The following is a 19,835-nucleotide window of genomic DNA, read 5'->3' as shown; positions in this document are numbered from 1 at the left end:
CCGCCTGCCCTGCGTCGCTACTGCGGCTCCATCCACGCGGCCTTGCGCCGCGCCCGCCCGTCACCGCCGCTGCCGCCGCCCAGCACCTCGATCAGATAGTCGACGAACGACGCGATCCGCGACGAGATCGCGGTATTGCGGTAGTACACCGCGTGAATCGGCTGCTGGACGTCGAGCGTCTGGCGCGCGAGCACCTGCACCAGCCGCCCCGCATCGCGATCCTGCGCGGTCACGAAATCGGACAGGCAGACGACACCCGTGCCCTCCAGCGCAAGCTGCCGCAGCGTTTCGCCGCTCGACGAATACACGTCCGGCTCGATGCGGTACGCTTCGCCGTCCGTGCCGAGGATCGGCCATACGTTCAGCGATTCGGGCTGCGTGAAGCCGAGCAGCGTGTGCTTGTCGAGATCCTCGACCTTGCGCGGCTGGCCATGCGCTTCGATATACGCGGGGCTCGCTAGGATACGCAGCCGGCTGTTGCCGATGCGCCGGCTGTGCAGCGTCGAATCCTTCAGCCGGCCGATCCGGACCGCGACGTCGGTGCGCCGCTCCAGCAGATCGGTGATGCCCTCGTTGCTGTTCAGTTCCAGCTCGACCTTCGGGAAGCGCTCGCGGTAGCCGCGCACGAGCGGCACGATCACGTGCAGCATGAACGGCGTCGCGGCGTCGACGCGCAGGCGCCCGGACGGCATCTCGCGCCGCGCGAGCATCTGCTCCTCCGCGTTCTCGACCGATTCGATGATCGCGCGCGCGTCCTGCAGGAACGCGCGCCCTTCCTCGGTCAGTTCGAGCCGGCGCGTGGTCCGGCGCAGCAGCGTGGTCTTCAGCTTTTCCTCGAGCCGCGCGAGCGTGCGGCTCGTCGCCGACACGGTGAGATCGAGCTGCTGGGCGGCCGCCGTGATCGAACCGGTATCGACCACGGCGGTAAAGGCCTGGAGTTCGTCGAGGGTGGTCTTCATTGTTGAGTTGAAATCAAAACAATTTGGTTTATAGACGAGTTTTTCAGCAAAAGTAAAGCCGGCACACTGCGATCCATTCCTACTGAAACCAGGATCCCGTCATGCCACTCGCGTTGCTTGCGCTGACCATCAGCGCCTTTGCCATCGGCACCACCGAATTCGTGATCGTCGGGCTGATCCCGACGATCGGCGCCGACCTCGGCGTCAGCCTGCCGTCCGCCGGCCTGCTCGTCAGCCTGTACGCGCTGGCTGTCGCCATCGGCGCGCCGCTGCTCACCGCGCTCACCGGCCGCGTGCCGCGCAAGGCGCTGCTCGCCGGGCTGATGGCGCTCTTCACCGTCGGCAACCTCGTCGCATGGCAGGCGCCGGGCTACGAATCGCTGATCGTCGCACGCGTGCTCACCGGCCTCGCGCACGGCGTGTTCTTCTCGGTCGGCTCGATCATCGCGACCACGCTCGTGCCGAAGGAGAAGGCCGCGAGCGCGATCGCGACGATGTTCAGCGGCATGACCGTCGCGTTCGTCGCCGGCATTCCGCTCGGCACCTTCATCGGCCAGCACTTCGGCTGGCGCGCGACGTTCCTGATCGTCGCGCTGTTCGGCCTCGTCGCATTCGTCGGCGCGGTCGCCTTCGTGCCGCGCGCGCTGCCGCAGACGCCGCCGGCGCCGCTCGCCCGCCAGTTGCGCGTGCTGGCCCAGCCGCGCCTGCTGCTCGTCTATGCGATGACGGCGGTCGGTTACGGCGGCTCGCTGATCGCATTCACCTATATGGCGCCGCTGCTCGAACAGATCGCCGGCTTCACGCCGTCGCAGGTCAGCCTCGTGCTGGTCGGCTACGGCGTATCGGTCGCGGTCGGCAACGTATGGGGCGGCAAGCTCGCGGACGCCGTCGGCCCCGTGAAGGCGCTCAAGCGGATCTTCCTGCTGCTCGCGATCGTGCTGCTCGCGCTCACCTTCACGATCCACGTGAAATGGCTCGCGGTGCTGACGATGCTCGCGTGGGGCGCCGTGGCGTTCGGCAACGTGCCGGGGCTGCAGGTGTACGTCGTCAAGCAGGCGCGCCACTTCGCGCCGGACGCCGCCGACGTCGCATCGGGTTTCAACATCGCCGCCTTCAACCTCGGCGTGGCCGGCGGCTCGTCGCTCGGCGGCCTGATCGTCGCGAACGTCGGCCTCGGCCACACCCCGTGGATCGCCGCCGTCGTCACGCTCGGCGCGTTTGCACTCACCGCGTTGAGCGGCCGTCTCGACCGCCGCCACGGGCTGCCGGAACGCACGGCCGAACCCGTCGAACTCGCGCATTGAACGTCACCTTTTCACAGGAGCCACCAGCATGAACGCATCGACCCAACGTCCGCCGTTCGCCGGCAAGACATTCGAAGTCCGCTACGACGGCCTCACCGCGCTCAACGCGTACGACGAGGACGGCCTTCATATGCGCTACGAGATCACCGAAGGCCCGTATGCGGGCGCGAAAGGTGAAGTCGAATACACGTGGCAGCGCGTGGCCGGCGAGACCTACGCGATCTCGTGGCAGGAAGCCGATCGCGCCACCGTCGTGCATGTCGACGACTTCGCCGCCGGCACGTCGCGCTCGTTCTTCACCGCGGCGTCGCTCGACTTCTACCGGCTCGACGGCAGCCTGCGCGCGGTCTGAACGGAGCAACCCGATCATGTCCCCCTCTCTCGACAAGCTCGCCGCCGGCGGCTTCAGCATCGGCGTCGAACTGCCGCTCGACAACGACTGGACCGCGTCCGGCAACGCGAAACGCCGGCATGACGGCCGCCACCCCGGCGTGCCGGACCTGGAAATCCACGCGGAGCTCGCGCAACTGGCCGACACGCTCGGCTTTCGCGCGCTCTGGGTGCGCGACGTGCCGCTGTACGACCCGTCGTTCGGCGACGCCGCGCAGGTGTTCGAAACGTTCTCGTATCTCGGCTACCTCGCCGGCATCACGCGCGACATCCTGCTCGGCACGGCCGCCGTCGTGCTGCCGCTGCGCGAACCGCTGCTGACGCTGAAATCGGCCGCGACGATCCAGGAACTGAGCCGCGGGCGCCTGCTGCTCGGCGTCGCGAGCGGCGACCGGCCGGTCGAATATCCGCTGTTCGGCCGCGACTTCGCGTCGCGCGGGGCGAACTTCCGCGACCAGATCGCGTTGCTGCGCGACGGCGCACGCGGGCATCTGCCGCCCGGCCTGGAAGTGCTGCCCGCCGCGCGCTCGCCGGTGCCGCTGCTCGTCGCCGGCCTCGCTCAGCAGACGCCCGCGTGGATCGGCGAACACATGGACGGCTGCCTCGCGTATCCGGGCACGCCGGCCGACCACGCGCAGCGCGCCGCGAACTGGCGTGCGGTGGCCGGCGACAAGCCGTACGTGAGCTTCATCCACCTCGACCTCGCGGAAGATCCGTACGAACCGCTGCAGCGGCACCGCTTCGGCGCGCGCGCGGGACGCATCGCGCTGACGGAAGAACTCGCGGCGATGCGCGACGCGGGCGTGCGGCACATCGGCCTGCATTTCCGCCGCAACCGGCGGCCGCTCGACGAGACGATGGCCGAGATCGCATCGGACGTGCTGCCGGCGTTCCATTCGATCACGGATCCGCAGGCGCGCGTCGCATAAGGCCGCCACGGCCCGCACGCGCCCGCGACACGTTCAATATTTGATTTTAAGTCAAATATTTTTGACCTCTAAAGGCGTTTATTTCATCAGTCTAAAACGCCAGAATGATTCGCATACCGCAACCGTTCCCCTCTTCCAGGAGCACACGATGAGCAAGATTCCGGCCTTCGGCCTCGGTACGTTCCGCCTGCAAGGCCAGGTCGTCGTCGACTCGGTCCGCAACGGCCTCGAAGTCGGCTACCGCGCGATCGACACCGCGCAGATCTACGGCAACGAAGCAGAAGTCGGCGAAGCGATCGCCGCGTCGGGCGTGCGCCGCGACGACCTGTTCCTCACGACGAAGATCTGGGTCGACAACTACGCGCCGGACAAGCTGGCGGCCAGCCTCGAGGAAAGCCTGCGCAAGCTGCGCACCGACTATGTCGACCTGACGCTGATCCACTGGCCGGCCCCCGGCAACGGCGTGTCGATCGACGCGTTCATGACCGCGCTGGCGGACGCGAAGGCGAAGGGCCTCACGCGTCAGATCGGCATCTCGAACTTCAACATCGCGCTGACGAAGGAGGCGATCGCGGCCGTCGGCAAGGACGCGATCGCGACGAACCAGATCGAACTGAGCCCGTACCTGCAGAACCGCAAACTGGTCGAGTTCCTGAACGCCGAAGGCATTCACGTGACGTCGTACATGACGCTCGCGTACGGCAAGGTGCTCGGCGATCCGGTGATCGGCGCGATCGCGCAGCGTCACGACGCGACGCCGGCGCAAGTGGCGCTCGCATGGGCGCTGCAGCTCGGCTACTCGGTGATTCCGTCGTCCACCAAGCGCGAGAACCTCGCGAGCAACCTGCTCGCGCAGACGCTGCGCCTGACCGACGAAGACATGGCGCAGATCGCCGCGCTCGAGCGCAACGGCCGCGAAGTCGACCCGGCCGGCCTCGCGCCGCAGTGGGACTGAGCGCGCCGCACCTTCATCCGACATGACCCGTCCGCAGCCCGCCGGGCGCGGCACCGACAGGAATTCATCATGACCCAGGACCCGCTTTTCCAACCGCTGCGACTCGGCGCGCTGACGCTGCCGAACCGCATCGTGATGCCGCCGATGACGCGTTCGCGCGCGAGCCAGCCCAGCGACGAAGCCAACGAACTGATGGCCGCGTACTACGCGCAGCGCGCGAGTGCGGGCCTGATCGTCAGCGAAGGCACCTATATCGCGCCGCTCGGCAAGGGCTACGCGTGGACGCCCGGCATTCACACGCCGTCGCAGGTCGCCGGCTGGCGCAAGGTGACGGACGCCGTCCATGCCGCGCACGGCCGCATCTTCGCGCAGCTGTGGCACGTCGGCCGGCTGAGCCACACGAGCCTGCTCGGCGGCGCGCAACCCGTGTCGTCGTCCCCGCTCCAGGCGAAGGGCGTGAACGTGTTCATCGCCGGCGAAGACGGCAGCACGCCGGGCTTCGTGCAGGCCTCCGAGCCGCGCGCGCTGTCGGTCGACGAGATCCGCGAGATCGTCGGTCAATATCGGACCGCCGCCCGCCACGCGATCGAGGCCGGCTTCGACGGCGTCGAGCTGCACGGCGCGAACGGCTACCTCGTGAACCAGTTCATCGACTCGAACGCGAACACGCGCACCGACCAGTACGGCGGCTCGCTCGAGAACCGGCTGCGCTTCCTGCGCGAAGTCACGCAGGCGCTGATCGAAGGGACCGGCGACGCGTCGCGCGTCGGCATCCGCCTCGCGCCGCTGACCACGCTGAACGGCTGCGTCGACGACGACCCGGAAACGACCTATCTCGCCGCCGCGAAGCTGCTCGGCGAACTCGACGTCGGCTACCTGCACATCGCGGAAGCCGACTGGGACGACGCGCCGCTGATGCCGGTCGCCTTCAAGCAGCAATTGCGCGCCGCGTTCCCGGGCGTGCTGATCTATGCCGGCGCGTACACCGCCGAGCGCGCACGCGAAGCGATCGCCGCCGGCTGGGCCGACCTCGTCGCATTCGGCCGCCCGTTCGTCGCGAACCCCGACCTGCCCGAACGGCTGCGCACCGGCGCCGCGCTCGCGCCGCACGATCGCAACACGCTGTTCGGCGGCGGCGCCCACGGCCTGACCGACTACCCGACGCTCGCGCAAGCCGCGGCGTAACGCGCGACAGGAGCCCCGAATGAAAGCAACGCTCGCCCGGCTCGTACTCGCCGCGATCCTGCCGTTCGCGGCCGCGCAAGCTGCCCACGCCGCCGCGTCGGCCGCGGCGGCCGACTGGTATCCGTCCGTCTATGGCGCCGATGACGAAATCGGCGCGGCCAACCTGCTGACGCCCGACGTCGTCAAGCACGCGGTCGGCCTCGTGAAGGCCGGCAAGACCTATCCGCTGGCCGTGCCGGTGGACAAGCACCTGCCGGCGTTCCGCCATCGCAGCTTCCGGCTGTACAACGTGCAGGTCGGCCAGCAGGCCGGCAAGAGCCTCGGCCCGAACAAGTTCACGTTCAACGACGAACTCGTCAACGCGTGGACCGGCGTCGGCACGCAGCTCAACGGCATCGGCCACATCGGCATCGACAACGTGTACTACAACGGCAACCGCGCGGCCGATTTCGTGACCGTCGACGGCGTGAAGAAGCTCGGCGTCGAGAAGGTGCCGCCGATCGTCACGCGCGGCGTCGTGCTCGACATGACCGCCCGCTACGGCAAGCCGATCGTGCCGGGCGGCACCGAATTCACGGTCGCCGACATCCAGGCCGTGCTGAAGCAGCAGGGGCTGACGCTGCGCAAGGGCGACGTCGTGCTGTTCAACACCGGCTGGCTCGAGCTGATCGGCAAGGACGACAAGCAGTTCCTCGACGTCGAGCCCGGCATCGGCATGGAAGCGGCGAAGTGGCTGGCCGATCAGGGAATCGTCGCGTTCGGCGGCGACACGTGGGCATCGGAGGTCTATCCGAATCCGCACACGCGGGACGAATTCCCGGTCAACCAGTACATGCTCGCGAAGCGCGGCATCTACAACCTGGAGTTGATCGACAGCCGCGCGCTCGTGCGCGACAAGGCATGGGAATTCCTGTTCGTGCTCGGCCAGCCGCTGTACGTCGGCTCGACGCAGGTCAACATCAACCCGGTCGCGATCCGCTGATCGCGGGTCCGCTCCTTCGGCAATCGCGGCGACTATCGCCGCGATTGTCATTTCCGCATTGCAGCCTGTGCGATCGGCGTCTAACGTTGACGGGATCGACGTCGTACGACCGTCACCCGACCTGAAAGGACGCCCCGTCATGCCAAGCCGATCCCCGACACGCGACATGCTGCTGGCCCTTGCGGCCGGTCTTTCCCTGGCGGCTTTTACCGCGCCCGCACACGCCGACGAGGCTGCCGGCCTCGCGCCGCCGGCGCCGGCCACGCCGGTGCTGGCGACCACCGCGACCGGCGTGCAGATCTATTCGTGCGAATACGATGCCGACCACCGGCTCGCGTGGGCCTTCAAGCGCCCGGAGGCGACGTTGTTCGATGAAAACGGCACGCTCGTCGTGCGACACGGCGCGGGGCCGTCGTGGGAAGCGCTCGACGGCAGCCGTATTACCGGCAAGAAGCTCGCGGAAATGCCGAGCGCAAGCGCGGCCAGCATTCCGCAACTGCTGCTCGCGGCGACGCCGGCCGCAACCGGCACGCTCGCCGGCGTGCGCTTCGTGCAGCGGCTCGACACGGCGGGCGGCACGCCGCCGGCCGCGACGTGCACGACCGAGCATGCGGTCGGCCGCTTCCCGTACTTCGCGCGCTACGTGTTCCTGAAGTGACGCACGCGGCGGCGCAAGCGACGGGCATCATCCCGTCGCCTTTCGCCGCGCCTCCATTAATCAGGCCTCCTATATTTGATACGGGGAAGCGTGAAATCGTCGACACCGTCGTTCCGCCTGGTCAGCGTGTCCGCATCGACAATTCGACGTCGCCGCCGAACGGCACCGACAGATAGCCGTTTTCCGGCGCGCGCACGTAGGCAAGATAGTCGGGGCTGTATTCCGCGTTGTCGGCCACGACGAATGCCCCCGCCCTGAGCCGTGGCTCGACCCGCGCGAGAATCTCCGGATACAGCGCCTTCGCCCCGTCGAGCAACAACAGGTCGACCGAATCCGGCAGACCGGCGGCCAGCGTGTGGAGCGCATCGCCCTCGCGAATCTCCACGAGATCGGCCAGTCCGGCTGCCGCCAGGTTGGCCTGCGCGCGTACGACCTTCGACGGCTCGAATTCGCTCGTGATCAGCCGCCCACCGCCGTTGTCGCGCAGCGCGGCCGCCAGATGCAGCGTCGAAATGCCGAACGACGTGCCGAATTCGACGATTGCCTTGGCATTGCCGCTGCGCGCGAGCATGTACAGCAGCATGCCCGTCTCGCGCGACACGGGAAGCGGGTAATCCTTCAGGCGCGCATACAGATCGGTGTAATCCGTCTTGCTGCGCATCAGCCGCGCTTGCTCGTCGCGCGACACGTCGGCAAACGCCGGGCTCGTCGCGGGCGACGACGCGTCGGCTTCGTCGAACAGGCGCGCCAGCAACGAAGCCAGCGGGTCGAGCATCAGGGTGGTCATGCGAATCTCCGGTATCGGGTTGAGTGCGTCGTTGCACCCGACTAGAATATGACGAACCATTCAGGTTTTACTATTCGCATTGGCAAACCGCTCATGACCGACCGCCGAAACGCCCCGATCGCCACGCGCAAGCAGCCTCGGCAGGCGCGCTCGACCCGTCTCGTCGAGGACGTCCTGCAGGCGGCTATTCAGGTTTTGGCGAGCGAGGGCGCGCAGCGCTTCACGATGGCGCGCGTCGCGGAGCGGGCCGGCGTGAGCGTCGGCTCGCTGTACCAGTACTTCCCGAACAAGGCGTCCGTGCTGTTCCGGCTCCAGCACGACGAGTGGCGGCAAACGCACGACATGCTGTGCGGGATCCTGCAGGACACTCGGAAGACGCCGCCCGAGCGCGTGCGCGCCGCCGTCCACGCGTTCATCCGTTCGGAATGCGACGAGGCGCCGATGCGGATCGCTCTCGACGACGCCGCCCCGCTCTATCGCGACGCCCCCGAGGCGCAGGCAGTGAAGGCCGAGGGCAACCGGGCGTTCAGCGCGTTCATGCGCGAAGCGCTGCCCGACGTGCCCGACGCCACGCATGCGCTCGCGTGCGAACTGATCCTGACGACGCTCACGACGGGCGGCAAGGCGTTCTCCGAAACCGCGCGCACCTCGGCGGAAATCGACGCGTACTCGGACGCGATGGCCGACATGTTCTGCGCGTATCTCGCCCATCTCGCGCGCAGCTGAGGCCCGCTTCGGTACGGAAGCAGCGCATGCGCGCTGGCCTTCCGGGCCGCCCTGAAAGTCATTCGTAATACCCAACGCCCCGCCCGCCGCCCCCGCATTCAAATAGTCGCCTTAACGGATTCGAACTAGGCGTATACACGCGTGTCGGCGCGGCGGAGCCCCGTCGCACGCCGATATAAGCGCTGCGACATGCGCTGCATGCTCGTCCCCCGATGGGACGTGATGGGCGGCTCGCCTAACCTTCGCTACGGCAAGGCACACGCGACGGGGTCGACCACGGCACGCGTCGTCCGACGCGACACCCTCGCGATCGTTTCGATTCGAGCGTAACGACACGCATCGCGCGTCGTTCGTCCCCACGACGTTGCCGAACAATCCCAACCAGATACGAGACACCCTGACGACGGTTCGCAACGGGCCGTTTCAGCATGCTGATAAAGGAGCAAGCTCATGAGTGATACCCCGGTGCAGCCGACGGTCGGCGTCGGCGCGGAAGAAACTGACTTCGGCGCCCAGGGAGTCATCGACCGCTATTTCGGCATTTCGTCGCGCGGCAGCACGCAGCGCCGCGAGATCATTGCCGGCGTGACCACGTTCCTCGCGATGGTCTATTCCGTGTTCGTCGTGCCCGGCATGTTCGGCAAGGCCGGTTTCGACACGAGCGCCGTATTCGTCGCCGTGTGCGTCACCACCGCGTTCGGCTCGCTGCTGATGGGCCTGTGGGCGAAGCTGCCGATCGCGATCGGCTGCGCGATCTCGCTGACCGCGTTCACCGCGTTCGGCCTCGTGCTCGGCAAGGGGCTGCCTCCGACGGTCGCGCTCGGCGCCGTGTTTCTGATGGGCCTCGTGTTCACCGGCATCTCGATCACCGGCGTGCGTTCGTGGATCCTGCGCAACCTGCCCGCGGGCGTCGCGCACGGCACGGGCATCGGCATCGGCCTGTTCCTGCTGCTGATCGCGTCGAACGACGTCGGCCTCGTGATCAAGAACCCGGGCGCCGGCCTGCCGGTCTCGCTCGGCCAGATCACCGCGTTCCCGGTCATCATGTCGGTCATCGGACTCGCCGCGATCTTCGGCCTCGAAAAGCGCCGCGTGCCGGGCGGCATCCTGCTCGTCGTGATCGCGATCTCGGTGTTCGGCCTGATCTTCGATCCGGGCGTGAAGTACCGCGGCATCTTCGCGCTGCCGTCGCTGAGCGCACCGGGCCACGCATCGCTGATCGGCGCGATGGACATCAAGGGCGCGCTGTCGATGGCCGTGCTGCCGAGCGTGCTCGCGCTGGTGATGACCGCGGTGTTCGACGCGACCGGCACGATCCGCGCGGTCGCGGGCCAGGCCGGCCAGCTCGACGAGAACGGCCGCATCATCAACGGCGGCCGTGCGCTGACCGCCGATTCGGTCAGCTCGATCTTCTCCGGCTTCCTCGGCGGCGCGCCGGCGGCCGCCTACATCGAGTCGAGCGTCGGCGTGGCCGCCGGCGCGAAGACGGGGCTCGCGGCCGCCGTGGTCGGCCTGCTGTTCCTCGTCGTGATGTTCTTCTCGCCGCTCGCGGGCCTCGTGCCGTCGTATGCGACGGCGCCCGCGCTGATGTACGTCGGCCTGCTGATGCTCGGCAGCGTGAGCAAGCTGCACATGGACGACATGGTCGACGCGATGTCGGGCCTCGTGTGCGCGGTGTTCATCGTGCTGACCGCGAACATCGTGACGGGCATCATGCTCGGCTTCTCGACGCTCGTGATCGGCCGCCTCGCCAGCGGCGAATTCCGCAAGCTCAACGTCGGCACCGTGCTGATCGCGGCCGTGCTCGTCACGTTCTATCTCGGCGGCTGGGCCATCTGAGCACACGCCATGCGCGACGTCGCCGGCACGAAGGCGGCGCGCATCGGGACGAGATCGCCTCCTCCACCATCGTCGTCGATGGTCTGCCGGCCTGGGAACGCGAGTTTCCAGGCTTTTTTTTGCCGGTGCGGCGCGGCATGACGCGCTTCCCGAAAACGGCGCGCCCCCCGCCCCGTCAGAACGGCTTGATCACGGCCAGCCCGACGACGAGCGCCATCGCGACGATCACCGCGCCCGCCGTCCGCCCGAGCCACGGCGCCGGCACGACGACGAGATCGTCGCGCTCCATGCGCCGCAGCGTGCCGGCCAGGATTCCGTGCAGCACCGACAGCGCGCCGACGAGCGCGAGCTTCGCCGACAGCCACGCGGCGCCGAACCAGTGACCGCTCAACGCGAGCGCGATGCCGGCGATCCAGACGATCGCGAGCGCGGGCGCCGTCACCGTGCGATCCCAGCGCCGCACCGCGCGATGCACGGCGAGGTTCGCGATACGGACCGCGACGGACGACAGCAGCAGCCCGCCGACGAACGTGACGACGGCGACCAGATGCACGGCCTTCAGCACCAGGTAAATCATCGCGCGTGCCGCCTGCGCGCGATCCAGCCGGCGCTCGCCAGACCCGCGAACGGCACCACGGCCGACAGCACGAGCCGCGCGACCTCGCCCTTGCTCCACAACCCGCTCGACGCGGTGCCGACCACCGCCCACACGTACATCGCGAACGCGATGCCGTGAACCGGGCCCATGATCGATACCGCAACCGGATAGCCGGCCAGATGCTTGAGCGGCACAGCCACGCACACCAGCACGACGAGCGTGGTCGCCTCCAGCAGCGACAGGTATTGCAGGTTCCGCAACGCGTTGCGATCGTCTTGTTTCATCGGCAGGGCTCCAGGTGGGTCCGTCGCGATTGTCGCGTGTGGTGCCGGTTCGAGCCATTGGCTAGAATGACATCTTTCAACGGATTCTGGCCACGGCCGCGAACGCCATGCATACGGTCGCCGTTCTTGCCTTGCCCGATGTCGTCCCGTTCGATCTCGGCGTCGCCTGCGACACGTTCGCGCGCGTGCGGGCGCCGAACGCCGCGCAGGCGTACCGTGTACGCGTATGCAGCGAGCAGCCGCGCGTCAGCGGCGACCTGTTCGAGCTGCGCCCGCCGTTTCGCCTCGATGCGCTGGCCGACGCCGACACGATCATGGTCCCCGGCACGTCGGTCCCGCTCGCGCCCACGTCGCGCCGCGTGCTCGATGCGCTGCGCGCGGCGGCCGCGCGCGGGCGCCGGATCGCGTCGATCTGCAGCGGCGCGTTCGTGCTCGCGGAGGCCGGGCTGCTCGACGGCCTGCGCGCGACGACGCACTGGCTCGCGGCCGCCGAACTCGCGCGCCGCTACCCGAACGTCGACGTCGATGCGAACGTGCTGTTCGTCGACAACGGCCGGATCCTGACCTCGGCCGGCGCGGCGGCCGGTCTCGATCTGTGCCTGCACATGATCCAGGCCGACTATGGCGCGGCCGTCGCCGTCGACGCGGCCCGCAGCGCGGTGGCGCCGCGCGTGCGCGAAGGCGGGCAGGCGCAGTTCATCGCGCCCGAATGGCCGGCCGGCGGCGACGGGCTGCACGACCTGATGGACTGGCTGCACGCGAACCTGCGCCAGCCGCTGACGCTCGACGCGATCGCGCGCAAGGCGTCGACCAGCGTGCGCACGCTGACGCGGCGCTTCCAGGAGCAGACGGGCACGTCGCCCGGGCAATGGCTGCAGACCGCGCGCGTCAGGCATGCACAGCAGTTGCTGGAGATGACCGAACTGTCGATCGAACATGTGGCGACGGAAGCCGGGTTCGGTTCGGTCACCGCGTTTCGCGAGCGCTTCTCACGCATCGTCGGCACGTCGCCGCAGCGCTATCGGCAGGCGTTCCGCGCACGCGCCGACGCGTGACGTGCATCCGGATCGCCGCCTGAATCCGAACCCGCCGCCCCCTTTTCGCGCCAACCGGACCCGACCGATGACCCGCATCCGCAATCCTCTGAACATCGCGCAGCTCCAGGCGTTCGTCTCCGCCGCGCACCTGAAGAGCCTGCGCGCCGCCGCGCGCGAGCTCGGCGTCACGCAGCCGGCGATCACGCACACGATCCGCGAGCTCGAAACGGCGCTCAACGCGGAGTTGCTCGCGCGCAGCGTGCGCGGCGTCGAACTGACCGCGTGCGGCGAGGCGCTGCTGCCGCGCGCCGAGCAGTTGCTCGGCGACGTCCGCCGCACGGTCGAGGCCGTCGAGCAGGTAAAAGGCGAGATGTCGGGCCGCGTCGCGGTCGGCACGATGCCGTCGATCGCGCTGACGGCGTTGCCGCACGCGGTGACGGCGTTCCGCGAGTCGATGCCGAACGTCAGCCTGCATCTGGAGGAAGTGACGGTGCCCGATGCGCTCGCGCAGTTGCGCAACGGCACGCTCGACATCGCTGCAATGCACCATGTGCCCGCGCTCGACCGCGATTTCACGCAACTGCCGCTGCTGTCGACCGAATTCACGATCGTGATGCGCGACGGCCACCCGCTCGCGCAGGCGCGCCGGTTAGAGGAATTGCTCGACGCGGAGTGGATCGTCACCGTCGGCGCCGAGCAGTTCCCGCACAGCGTGATGGTCGGGATGTTCGAGGCGCACGGGCTGCCGCTGCCGAAACGGCTGTTGCGCTCGCCGATGTCGTTCGCGGTGACGCTCGGGCTCGTCGCGCGCTCGGACGTGATCGGCTGCTTCACGCGCCCGCTCGCCGCGATGGTCGCGCCGCTCGGCATCCGCACGGCCGAACTCGACGAAAGCATGCCGCGCTTCGACCTGTCGATCATCGCGCGGCGCGACCTGCTGCCCACGCCCGCCGTGTCGCACTTCGTCACGTGCCTGCAGCGCGCGGTCAACGAAACGCTCGGCTGAATCGTTCCTGTGTGTGAAACGGCGGTGCGTCCGACGCGCCGCCGCCGGGCCCGGTATCGGGGCTTGTCCTAGGCGCCCCGCCGGTATTTTGTCTTGATAATCTTGCGCACGTCGCGCGCCCCCATCGGGCGGGCGAAACGGACTGTCCGACGCGAAGCCGCGGCGGGCCGAAGGCTTACGGCGCGGCACAACCGCGCACCCATCGAACAAAACGAGGAGTCACCGAGTGAAAAAGATTCTTGCGGCTGTGACCGTGGCCCTGCTCGCCGTATCGGCCGGCAGCGCGTACGCGAAGGACTGGTCGACCGTGCGGTTCGGCGTCGACGCAAGCTACCCGCCCTTCGAATCGAAAGGCGCCGACGGCAAGGTGGTCGGCTTCGACGTGGATCTCGGCAACGAGATCTGCCGCCGCATCAACGCGAAGTGCGTGTGGATCGAGAACGACTTCGACGGGATGATCCCGGCGCTGAAGGCCCGCAAGTTCGACGGCGTGCTGTCGTCGATGTCGATGACGCCGGCGCGCGCCGAACAGATCGCGTTCTCGGCGAAGCTGTTCAACACGCCGACGCGCCTCGTCACGAAGAAGGGCGCGAACCTGCAGCCGACGGCCGAATCGCTGAAGGGCAAGTCGGTCGGCGTCGAGCAGGGCACGATCCAGGAAACCTATGCGAAGACGTACTGGGCGTCGAAGGGCGTGAACGTCGTGCCTTACCAGAACCAGGACCAGGTCTACGCCGACCTGATCTCCGGCCGTCTCGACGGCGCGCTGCAGGACGCGGTGCAAGCCGAGATCGGCTTCCTGAAGACGCCGCGCGGCGCGAACTTCGACTTCGCCGGCAAGGATCTCGACGATCCGAAGACGCTCGGCAACGGCGCCGGCATCGGCCTGCGCAAGGAAGACACCGACCTGAAGGCGAAGATCGACGGCGCGATCGCCGGCATGCGCAAGGACGGCACGTACGACAAGATCGCGAAGAAGTACTTCGATTTCGACGTCTACGGCAAGTAATCCGGCCGACCGACGCGCGATTCGGCGCGACACCGACGGGCTCCGCGAGGAGCCCGTTTTTTTGCGCCCGGCGCGGACGACGTTATTTTTTCCGCGCCAACCCGATGATTCTCAACGGGAAACCGGATGTTCCGGCGCCGGTTTGGTGGGGGCGAGGAAGGCAACGTACAATCGATCTTCCACGCACACGGATCATTCGCGGCTGCGCCGCACTCCCCTCATCATGCAAACGCAGACCCATCCGCTGATTTCCCCCGCCGTCGGCACCGAACGCCAGATCACCAGCTTCCACTACGGCCCGCGCGGCGGCAAGAAGGTCTACATCCAGTCGTCGCTGCACGCGGACGAGTTGCCCGGCATGCTGGTCGCCACGCTGCTGCGCCGCAAGATCGCCGCGCTCGAGACGGCCGGCAAGCTGCGCGGCGAAATCGTCATCGTGCCCGTGCCCAATCCGATCGGCCTGTCGCAACACGTGTTCGGCGATCATCTCGGCCGCTTCGAGCTCGGCTCGATGCAGAACTTCAACCGCAATTTCTACGATCTCGCGGCGCTCGTGCTGCCGCGCGTGGAAGACCGCCTCACGAGCGACGCGCAGCGCAATCTCGCCGTCGTGCGCACCGCGATGCGCGAAGCGCTCGACGAGCAGAAGCCGCGCACCGAACTCGACTCGCAGCGCCTCGCGCTGCAGAAGCTGTCGTTCGACGCCGATATCGTGCTCGACCTGCACTGCGACAGCGATGCGGTGATGCACCTCTACACGAATCCCGATCTCTGGCCGGACGTCGAGCCGCTGGCGCGCTATCTCGATGCCAAGGCGTCGCTGCTCGCGCTGAATTCGGTCGGCAACCCGTTCGACGAAATCCACAGCTTCTGCTGGTCGGATCTGCGCAACCGCTTCGGCGACCGCTTCCCGATCCCGAACGGCGCGATTTCCGTCACGGTGGAACTGCGCAGCGAACGCGACGTGTCGTACGAGTTCGCCGAAAAGGATGCCCAGGCGATCGTCGAATACCTGACCGAGCGCGGCGTCGTCGAAGGCACGCCGGCACCGCTGCCGCCGCTCGCGCATCCGGCCACGCCGCTCGCGGGCACCGACCCGCTCGTCGCGCCCGTTTCGGGCGTGATCGTGTTCCGTACGCCGGTCGGCGTGATGATCGAGGCCGGCCAGGCCGTGGCCGACATCGTCGATCCGCTGACCGATCGCGTCGTCACGCTGAAGAGCAGCGTGTCGGGCGTGCTGTACGCGCGCCAGGTCGTGCGCTTCGCGACGGCCGGCATGGAAGTCGCGCGCATCGCCGGCGCGACCGCGATCCGCACCGGCTCGCTGCTGTCGGCCTGAGCCGAGTGTCCGGCCCGCCCGCCGGGCCGGGCAGGGCCGCGGCGCGCATGCGCACCATCCGCATCCACCAATGAAATCGCCCGCTTGCGCGGGCGATTGGCTTTCCGGAGCGCGCGTCGGCGGCCGATACCGCGCCGCCGGCCGCCATACGCGAAGGCCGCTCAGAACGCCGGCACGATCGCGCCGCCGAACTTCTGGTCGATGAACTTGCGCACGTCGTTCGATTCATAGGCCGCGACGAGCTTCTTCACCCACGGCTTGTCCTTGTCCTGCGCGCGCACCGCGATCAGGTTCGCGTACGGCCCGCGCAGATCCTCGATCGCGATCGCGTCCTTCACCGGCGTGAGCCCCGCCTTCACCGCGTAGTCGGTGTTGATCGACGCGGCGTCGAGATCGGGCAGCGCGCGCGGCAGTTGCGCGGCGTCGAGTTCGACGATCCTGATCTTCTTCGGATTCTCCGCGACGTCGAGCGGCGTCGCGTTCACGCCGTTCGTGCCGGCGCCGGCCTTCAGCTTGATCACGCCGTACTTCTGCAACAGCAACAGCGCGCGGTTGCCGTTCGACGGATCGTTCTGGATTCCGACCTTCGCGCCGACCGGCAGATCCTTCAGCGACTTGAGCTTCTTCGAATAGAAGCCCATCGGCGCGGTGTAGGTCAGCCCGACGTTGACGATCTTGTAGCCGCGCTGCTTGATCTGGCTGTCGAGGAACGGCTGGTGCTGGAAGCCGTTCGCATCGAGATCGCCGGCATCGAGCGCCGCGTTCGGCTGCACGTAGTCGTTGAATTCGATCACCTTGATCGCAAGGCCTTCGCGCGCGGCGACCTTCGTCACCTCGGTCCAGATTTGCGCGTCGGGGCCGCTCATCGTGCCGATCTTCAGCGTTTGCGGGTCGGCGTGCGCGCCGGGCGCGGCGAATGCCAGCGCGGCGGCGAGTGCGCCGAGGCCGGTCAGGATCGAACGTCGCATGGGTGTCCTCTTTGTCCCGTGTCGTGTGTTGGAGGACGGATCGTGGCACGGGGCGCGAACGCCGCAAACCAAGCTTATTTCATGTGCATATTCCGGATCGGGATCGAATCTCAGCCGAAATCGGTATAACCCGCGCCAGGCAACCCGGGCAGAATTCCGTGTCGCATCGGCACCACACATTCGTCATATGACAGTCGCTGTCATATTCATTACGTGGCCCGCCGATAAAGTTGCGCCGGTCCGTGAGAGCGCCCGCAGAGAGCGCCGGAACCGCAACTGGACACGCCATTCATTCGCTCGGAGAATCCTTTGAACAAGAAACTGTTGACCATCGCCGCCCTCGCAGCAACGGCCGGCACGGCGCACGCACAAAGCAGCGTGACCCTGTACGGCGTCATCGATGCCGGTATCAGCTACGTGAACCACAGCAAGACCGCTACCGGCAGCGGCAAGCTGTTCAAGTACGACGACGGCGTGGCCCAGGGCAGCCGTTGGGGCCTGCGCGGCACCGAGGACCTCGGTGGCGGCCTGAAGGCGATTTTCGTGCTCGAAAACGGCTTCAACAGCGGCAACGGCACGATCGGCCAGGGCGGCGCGATCTTCGGCCGTCAAGCGTACGTCGGCCTGAGCCAGGCGCAATACGGCACGGTCACGTTCGGCCGCCAGTACTCGTTCTCGACCGACATCCTCGGCTCGAACTACTCGACGGGCGGCAACACGGTCGCGGGCAACTACGCGTACCACGTGAACGACATCGACCAGCTCACGTCGAGCCGCATCAACAACGCGGTGAAGTTCCAGAGCGCGAACTACGCCGGCTTCACGTTCGGCGCGTTGTACGGCTTCTCGAACTCGACCGACTTCGCCGGCGCACCGTCGACGACGACGGGCACCACGACGACGCCCGGCTCGTCGCGCGCATACAGCTTCGGCCTGAACTACGCGAACGGCCCGTTCGCTCTCGGCGCGGCATACACGGACATCCGCTTCCCGAGCCAGTCGACGCCGGCCTTCTCGACGTCGATCGCGAACATCGCGCTGACGAACATCCGCGACCTGCGCACGTACGGCGTCGGCGGCCGCTACGTCTTCGGCCCGGCAACGGCATGGCTGCTCTGGACGCGCACGCAGTTCACCCCGATCGCGGCCGGCGCATCGGGCACGTTCTACAACGCATACGAAGCAGGCGTGAAGTATGCGTTCACGCCGGCGCTGTCGGCGGCAGCGGGCTACACGTACACGAACGCGACGCAAAGCGGCAGCTCGGCGCACTGGAACCAGGGCAACGTGGGCCTCGACTACGCGCTGAGCAAGCGCACGGACGTGTATGGCCTGGTGATCTACCAGAAGGCGTCGGGCAACAACGTGCAGGCGCAGATCGGTTCGAGCACGAGCTACTTCAACACGTCGGGCACGGGTTCGTCGAACCAGCTGGCCGCTCGCGTCGGTATCCGTCACAAGTTCTAAAGCAACCGCTTAACTCGCGGATCACGACGGCAAGAAGCGCCCCGCTCCACGCGGGGCGCTTTTTTATGGGCTTTTAAGTTTCGCTTAATTCTGGGCTGAGACGATGCTCTCACCCCCCCTGTTGGCCGCCTGAGCATCGGCGGCTTTTTTTTTAAACGCCGACGGCGCCGCCATCGATTGCCCACAAGACAGGATCGGAGGCCATGATGATCGAAGATACCGTTTTCAGCCATCTGCACGCGATTCTCACGTGCCAACACTCGCTGCCGGTCCAGAGCTGCCGCGTCTCGGTTGAAATGCAGCGCCCCTGGGGCCGCCCGTATCGCCTCGTCGAATGGACGATGCATCTCGACGCGCCCGCGCGGCGCCAGATCGTGCCGGCCGAATCGACCGACGAAGAAATCGCCGAGGTCGTCGCGTCGCACGTGCCGGGCCGGCTTTACGGCGACGGCCGGCTACAGTTCTGAGCGCGTTTCCGTTCCCTGCGCCTCCCGTCAGTCGGCCGCGCCGCGGGCATCGTGCGGCAGTCGGTCTCGTTTGACGCGGCAACGAAACCTGCTACGCTGCGCGTTTTCGTCCACGCAACACATGATGGAAAACGCATTCAACGAACGTGGCGTCATGGTCACGCGCAACGGCCTGTCGGCCGCCGGGCAGGTATTCGCACTGCGTGACATCCGCCACGTCGACGTCGTCAAGATTCCGAAGAACCGTCTCGTGCCGTCGCTGATCTCGCTGATCGGCGCGGCCATCGCCATCGCGGGCGGCATCGGCGCATCGAGCGCCGCGCTCGTGGTCGGCGTGATGCTCGCCGTCGTCGGCTATCTCGCCTGGACCACGCAGGACGTCACCTACCGCCTGATGGTCGAGATGCCCGACGGCAAGCGCGAAGCGCTGTCGAGCGTCGACGCCGAGTTCGTCGAACGCGTCGCGCAGGTCGTGCGCGATGCGCGGTCCGCCACCACGGCCGGCTGATTTTCCTCGCATTCGCTTGCGTGCCGGTTTCCGCCGGCCGCACGCACGCGGCGAATGTCGGCTCGCGCGGCGTTCGCGCGGAATCGCGTGCCGGCCGCCGCCACGCACGCACCTCGCCTCCACCTCCGCCGCCGAGCGCCTAGTATGGAAAGAGCGGCTCGCCGCCGCATCGTCCGAGGAGGCCAGCATGAACGCTCAATCGCTGTCCGGCATGCTTCGCGCGCAGGAACTGCTGATCGTGTCGATGATCCGTGCGCTTCCCCCTGACGCACGCCGTACGCTCGTCGAGCTCTACACCGACCAGATCGCGTTCGCCGAAGAGGCCGGTATCGAAAGCCACGGCGATCGCGCAACGCACGACGCGTTCGTCGCGCACGCGCGCAACCTGCTGATTCGCGTCGAAGCGCTGGCTTAGAGCGCGTTCGCGCCCCGGTTTCT

Annotated in this window: 22 protein-coding genes; 17 read left to right on the top strand and 5 right to left on the bottom strand. The window is 67.6% G+C overall.

Annotation, left to right across the window (positions count from 1 at the left end; all coding sequences use genetic code 11):
- Nucleotides 1-17: 17 nt before the first annotated feature.
- On the bottom strand, nt 18-959 hold the full coding sequence (locus QZM15_RS10630; protein ID WP_059581985.1) for a LysR family transcriptional regulator: 942 nt from the start codon (nt 957-959) through the stop codon (nt 18-20).
- A gap of 101 nt (nt 960-1,060) precedes the next feature.
- Between QZM15_RS10630 and QZM15_RS10625 the strand changes: the two genes are divergently transcribed.
- The 7 genes from QZM15_RS10625 to QZM15_RS10595 all read left to right on the top strand — a co-directional run bounded on the left by QZM15_RS10625 (nt 1,061) and on the right by QZM15_RS10595 (nt 7,362).
- Nucleotides 1,061-2,263, top strand: coding sequence for an MFS transporter (locus QZM15_RS10625; protein WP_059581982.1), 1,203 nt, complete (start codon nt 1,061-1,063; stop codon nt 2,261-2,263).
- 28 nt (nt 2,264-2,291) lie between these two features.
- A complete protein-coding gene (locus QZM15_RS10620; protein ID WP_059641514.1) occupies nt 2,292-2,615 on the top strand; it encodes a hypothetical protein in 324 nt (107 codons plus the stop codon).
- Nucleotides 2,616-2,631: 16 nt separating this feature from the next.
- On the top strand, nt 2,632-3,582 hold the full coding sequence (locus QZM15_RS10615; RefSeq protein WP_124860250.1) for an LLM class oxidoreductase: 951 nt from the start codon (nt 2,632-2,634) through the stop codon (nt 3,580-3,582).
- 148 nt (nt 3,583-3,730) lie between these two features.
- Nucleotides 3,731-4,537, top strand: a complete 807-nt coding sequence (dkgB, locus tag QZM15_RS10610) for a 2,5-didehydrogluconate reductase DkgB (RefSeq protein ID WP_059581975.1) — start codon at nt 3,731-3,733, stop codon at nt 4,535-4,537.
- Nucleotides 4,538-4,606: 69 nt separating this feature from the next.
- On the top strand, nt 4,607-5,722 hold the full coding sequence (locus QZM15_RS10605) for an alkene reductase (protein ID WP_302106335.1): 1,116 nt from the start codon (nt 4,607-4,609) through the stop codon (nt 5,720-5,722).
- Between the two features lie 19 nt (nt 5,723-5,741).
- Nucleotides 5,742-6,704: a cyclase family protein gene (locus QZM15_RS10600; RefSeq protein ID WP_060011263.1), complete on the top strand. Its 963-nt coding sequence runs from the start codon at nt 5,742-5,744 to the stop codon at nt 6,702-6,704.
- 139 nt (nt 6,705-6,843) lie between these two features.
- Nucleotides 6,844-7,362: a DUF3455 domain-containing protein gene (locus QZM15_RS10595; protein ID WP_302106334.1), complete on the top strand. Its 519-nt coding sequence runs from the start codon at nt 6,844-6,846 to the stop codon at nt 7,360-7,362.
- 121 nt (nt 7,363-7,483) lie between these two features.
- Here the strand turns inward: QZM15_RS10595 and QZM15_RS10590 are convergent, their stop codons facing one another.
- Entirely contained in the window at nt 7,484-8,149 is a 666-nt protein-coding gene (locus QZM15_RS10590; RefSeq protein ID WP_060011260.1) for an O-methyltransferase, read from the bottom strand.
- Nucleotides 8,150-8,197: 48 nt separating this feature from the next.
- On the opposite strand from QZM15_RS10590, the gene QZM15_RS10585 reads away from it, so the two are divergent.
- The gene (locus tag QZM15_RS10585; RefSeq protein WP_302106333.1) at nt 8,198-8,875 is read left to right on the top strand and encodes a TetR family transcriptional regulator; all 678 of its coding nucleotides are present in this window, start codon (nt 8,198-8,200) and stop codon (nt 8,873-8,875) included.
- Between the two features lie 450 nt (nt 8,876-9,325).
- The gene (locus QZM15_RS10580; RefSeq protein ID WP_059641498.1) at nt 9,326-10,714 is read left to right on the top strand and encodes an NCS2 family permease; all 1,389 of its coding nucleotides are present in this window, start codon (nt 9,326-9,328) and stop codon (nt 10,712-10,714) included.
- Between the two features lie 175 nt (nt 10,715-10,889).
- Here QZM15_RS10580 and QZM15_RS10575 read toward each other — a convergent pair whose 3' ends face one another.
- Nucleotides 10,890-11,291 carry a CopD family protein gene (locus QZM15_RS10575; protein ID WP_060317277.1) on the bottom strand — a complete coding sequence of 134 codons (402 nt, stop codon included), beginning with the start codon at nt 11,289-11,291 and terminating at the stop codon, nt 10,890-10,892.
- The gene (locus QZM15_RS10570; RefSeq protein WP_302106332.1) at nt 11,288-11,596 is read right to left on the bottom strand and encodes a DUF3817 domain-containing protein; all 309 of its coding nucleotides are present in this window, start codon (nt 11,594-11,596) and stop codon (nt 11,288-11,290) included. Before QZM15_RS10570 ends, QZM15_RS10575 begins: the two co-directional genes overlap by 4 nt.
- Nucleotides 11,597-11,703: 107 nt before the next feature.
- Here QZM15_RS10570 and QZM15_RS10565 point away from each other — a divergent pair, with 107 nt between their 5' ends.
- The 4 genes from QZM15_RS10565 to QZM15_RS10550 all read left to right on the top strand — a co-directional run bounded on the left by QZM15_RS10565 (nt 11,704) and on the right by QZM15_RS10550 (nt 15,987).
- A complete protein-coding gene (locus QZM15_RS10565) occupies nt 11,704-12,651 on the top strand; it encodes a GlxA family transcriptional regulator (protein ID WP_302106331.1) in 948 nt (315 codons plus the stop codon).
- Nucleotides 12,652-12,718: 67 nt separating this feature from the next.
- Entirely contained in the window at nt 12,719-13,639 is a 921-nt protein-coding gene (locus tag QZM15_RS10560; RefSeq protein WP_059581952.1) for a LysR family transcriptional regulator, read from the top strand.
- 226 nt (nt 13,640-13,865) lie between these two features.
- Nucleotides 13,866-14,648 (top strand): ABC transporter substrate-binding protein, encoded by a 783-nt coding sequence (locus QZM15_RS10555; RefSeq protein WP_059641491.1) that lies wholly within the window; start codon nt 13,866-13,868, stop codon nt 14,646-14,648.
- Between the two features lie 223 nt (nt 14,649-14,871).
- Nucleotides 14,872-15,987, top strand: coding sequence for a succinylglutamate desuccinylase/aspartoacylase family protein (locus QZM15_RS10550; protein ID WP_124860238.1), 1,116 nt, complete (start codon nt 14,872-14,874; stop codon nt 15,985-15,987).
- Nucleotides 15,988-16,148: 161 nt separating this feature from the next.
- On the opposite strand, the gene QZM15_RS10545 is transcribed toward QZM15_RS10550, so the two are convergent.
- Complete coding sequence (locus QZM15_RS10545) at nt 16,149-16,955, bottom strand: MetQ/NlpA family ABC transporter substrate-binding protein (RefSeq protein WP_059581944.1); 807 nt, start codon at nt 16,953-16,955, stop codon at nt 16,149-16,151.
- A gap of 309 nt (nt 16,956-17,264) precedes the next feature.
- On the opposite strand from QZM15_RS10545, the gene QZM15_RS10540 reads away from it, so the two are divergent.
- From QZM15_RS10540 to QZM15_RS10525, 4 genes are all read left to right on the top strand, one after another.
- Nucleotides 17,265-18,422, top strand: coding sequence for a porin (locus QZM15_RS10540; protein ID WP_059581942.1), 1,158 nt, complete (start codon nt 17,265-17,267; stop codon nt 18,420-18,422).
- Nucleotides 18,423-18,628: 206 nt separating this feature from the next.
- Nucleotides 18,629-18,889, top strand: coding sequence for a DUF2866 domain-containing protein (locus QZM15_RS10535; protein ID WP_011548992.1), 261 nt, complete (start codon nt 18,629-18,631; stop codon nt 18,887-18,889).
- 124 nt (nt 18,890-19,013) lie between these two features.
- On the top strand, nt 19,014-19,397 hold the full coding sequence (locus QZM15_RS10530; RefSeq protein WP_059641486.1) for a DUF6232 family protein: 384 nt from the start codon (nt 19,014-19,016) through the stop codon (nt 19,395-19,397).
- A 187-nt stretch (nt 19,398-19,584) separates the two neighbouring features.
- The gene (locus QZM15_RS10525; RefSeq protein WP_124658231.1) at nt 19,585-19,812 is read left to right on the top strand and encodes a hypothetical protein; all 228 of its coding nucleotides are present in this window, start codon (nt 19,585-19,587) and stop codon (nt 19,810-19,812) included.
- Nucleotides 19,813-19,835 lie beyond the last annotated feature (23 nt).

Origin of the sequence: Burkholderia sp. AU44665, from assembly GCF_030504405.1 — a bacterium.
Lineage (GTDB): Bacteria > Pseudomonadota > Gammaproteobacteria > Burkholderiales > Burkholderiaceae > Burkholderia > Burkholderia semiarida.
The sequence above is the reverse complement of the archived record's forward strand: the minus strand, read 5'-3'. Positions and strand labels throughout refer to the sequence as shown.

Excerpts from the sequence above, each read along its gene's own strand:
- QZM15_RS10535 (WP_011548992.1), top strand. The coding sequence starts at position 18,629 with ATGATCGAAGATACCGTTTTCAGCCATCTGCACGCGATTCTCACGTGC.
- QZM15_RS10550 (WP_124860238.1), top strand. The coding sequence starts at position 14,872 with ATGCAAACGCAGACCCATCCGCTGATTTCCCCCGCCGTCGGCACCGAA.
- QZM15_RS10525 (WP_124658231.1), top strand. The coding sequence starts at position 19,585 with ATGAACGCTCAATCGCTGTCCGGCATGCTTCGCGCGCAGGAACTGCTG.
- QZM15_RS10560 (WP_059581952.1), top strand. The coding sequence starts at position 12,719 with ATGACCCGCATCCGCAATCCTCTGAACATCGCGCAGCTCCAGGCGTTC.
- QZM15_RS10570 (WP_302106332.1), bottom strand. The coding sequence starts at position 11,596 with ATGAAACAAGACGATCGCAACGCGTTGCGGAACCTGCAATACCTGTCG.
- QZM15_RS10580 (WP_059641498.1), top strand. The coding sequence starts at position 9,326 with ATGAGTGATACCCCGGTGCAGCCGACGGTCGGCGTCGGCGCGGAAGAA.
- QZM15_RS10625 (WP_059581982.1), top strand. The coding sequence starts at position 1,061 with ATGCCACTCGCGTTGCTTGCGCTGACCATCAGCGCCTTTGCCATCGGC.
- QZM15_RS10600 (WP_060011263.1), top strand. The coding sequence starts at position 5,742 with ATGAAAGCAACGCTCGCCCGGCTCGTACTCGCCGCGATCCTGCCGTTC.
- dkgB (WP_059581975.1), top strand. The coding sequence starts at position 3,731 with ATGAGCAAGATTCCGGCCTTCGGCCTCGGTACGTTCCGCCTGCAAGGC.
- QZM15_RS10605 (WP_302106335.1), top strand. The coding sequence starts at position 4,607 with ATGACCCAGGACCCGCTTTTCCAACCGCTGCGACTCGGCGCGCTGACG.
- QZM15_RS10595 (WP_302106334.1), top strand. The coding sequence starts at position 6,844 with ATGCCAAGCCGATCCCCGACACGCGACATGCTGCTGGCCCTTGCGGCC.
- QZM15_RS10590 (WP_060011260.1), bottom strand. The coding sequence starts at position 8,149 with ATGACCACCCTGATGCTCGACCCGCTGGCTTCGTTGCTGGCGCGCCTG.
- QZM15_RS10615 (WP_124860250.1), top strand. The coding sequence starts at position 2,632 with ATGTCCCCCTCTCTCGACAAGCTCGCCGCCGGCGGCTTCAGCATCGGC.
- QZM15_RS10575 (WP_060317277.1), bottom strand. The coding sequence starts at position 11,291 with ATGATTTACCTGGTGCTGAAGGCCGTGCATCTGGTCGCCGTCGTCACG.
- QZM15_RS10620 (WP_059641514.1), top strand. The coding sequence starts at position 2,292 with ATGAACGCATCGACCCAACGTCCGCCGTTCGCCGGCAAGACATTCGAA.
- QZM15_RS10585 (WP_302106333.1), top strand. The coding sequence starts at position 8,198 with ATGACGAACCATTCAGGTTTTACTATTCGCATTGGCAAACCGCTCATG.
- QZM15_RS10530 (WP_059641486.1), top strand. The coding sequence starts at position 19,014 with ATGGAAAACGCATTCAACGAACGTGGCGTCATGGTCACGCGCAACGGC.
- QZM15_RS10545 (WP_059581944.1), bottom strand. The coding sequence starts at position 16,955 with ATGCGACGTTCGATCCTGACCGGCCTCGGCGCACTCGCCGCCGCGCTG.
- QZM15_RS10630 (WP_059581985.1), bottom strand. The coding sequence starts at position 959 with ATGAAGACCACCCTCGACGAACTCCAGGCCTTTACCGCCGTGGTCGAT.
- QZM15_RS10565 (WP_302106331.1), top strand. The coding sequence starts at position 11,704 with ATGCATACGGTCGCCGTTCTTGCCTTGCCCGATGTCGTCCCGTTCGAT.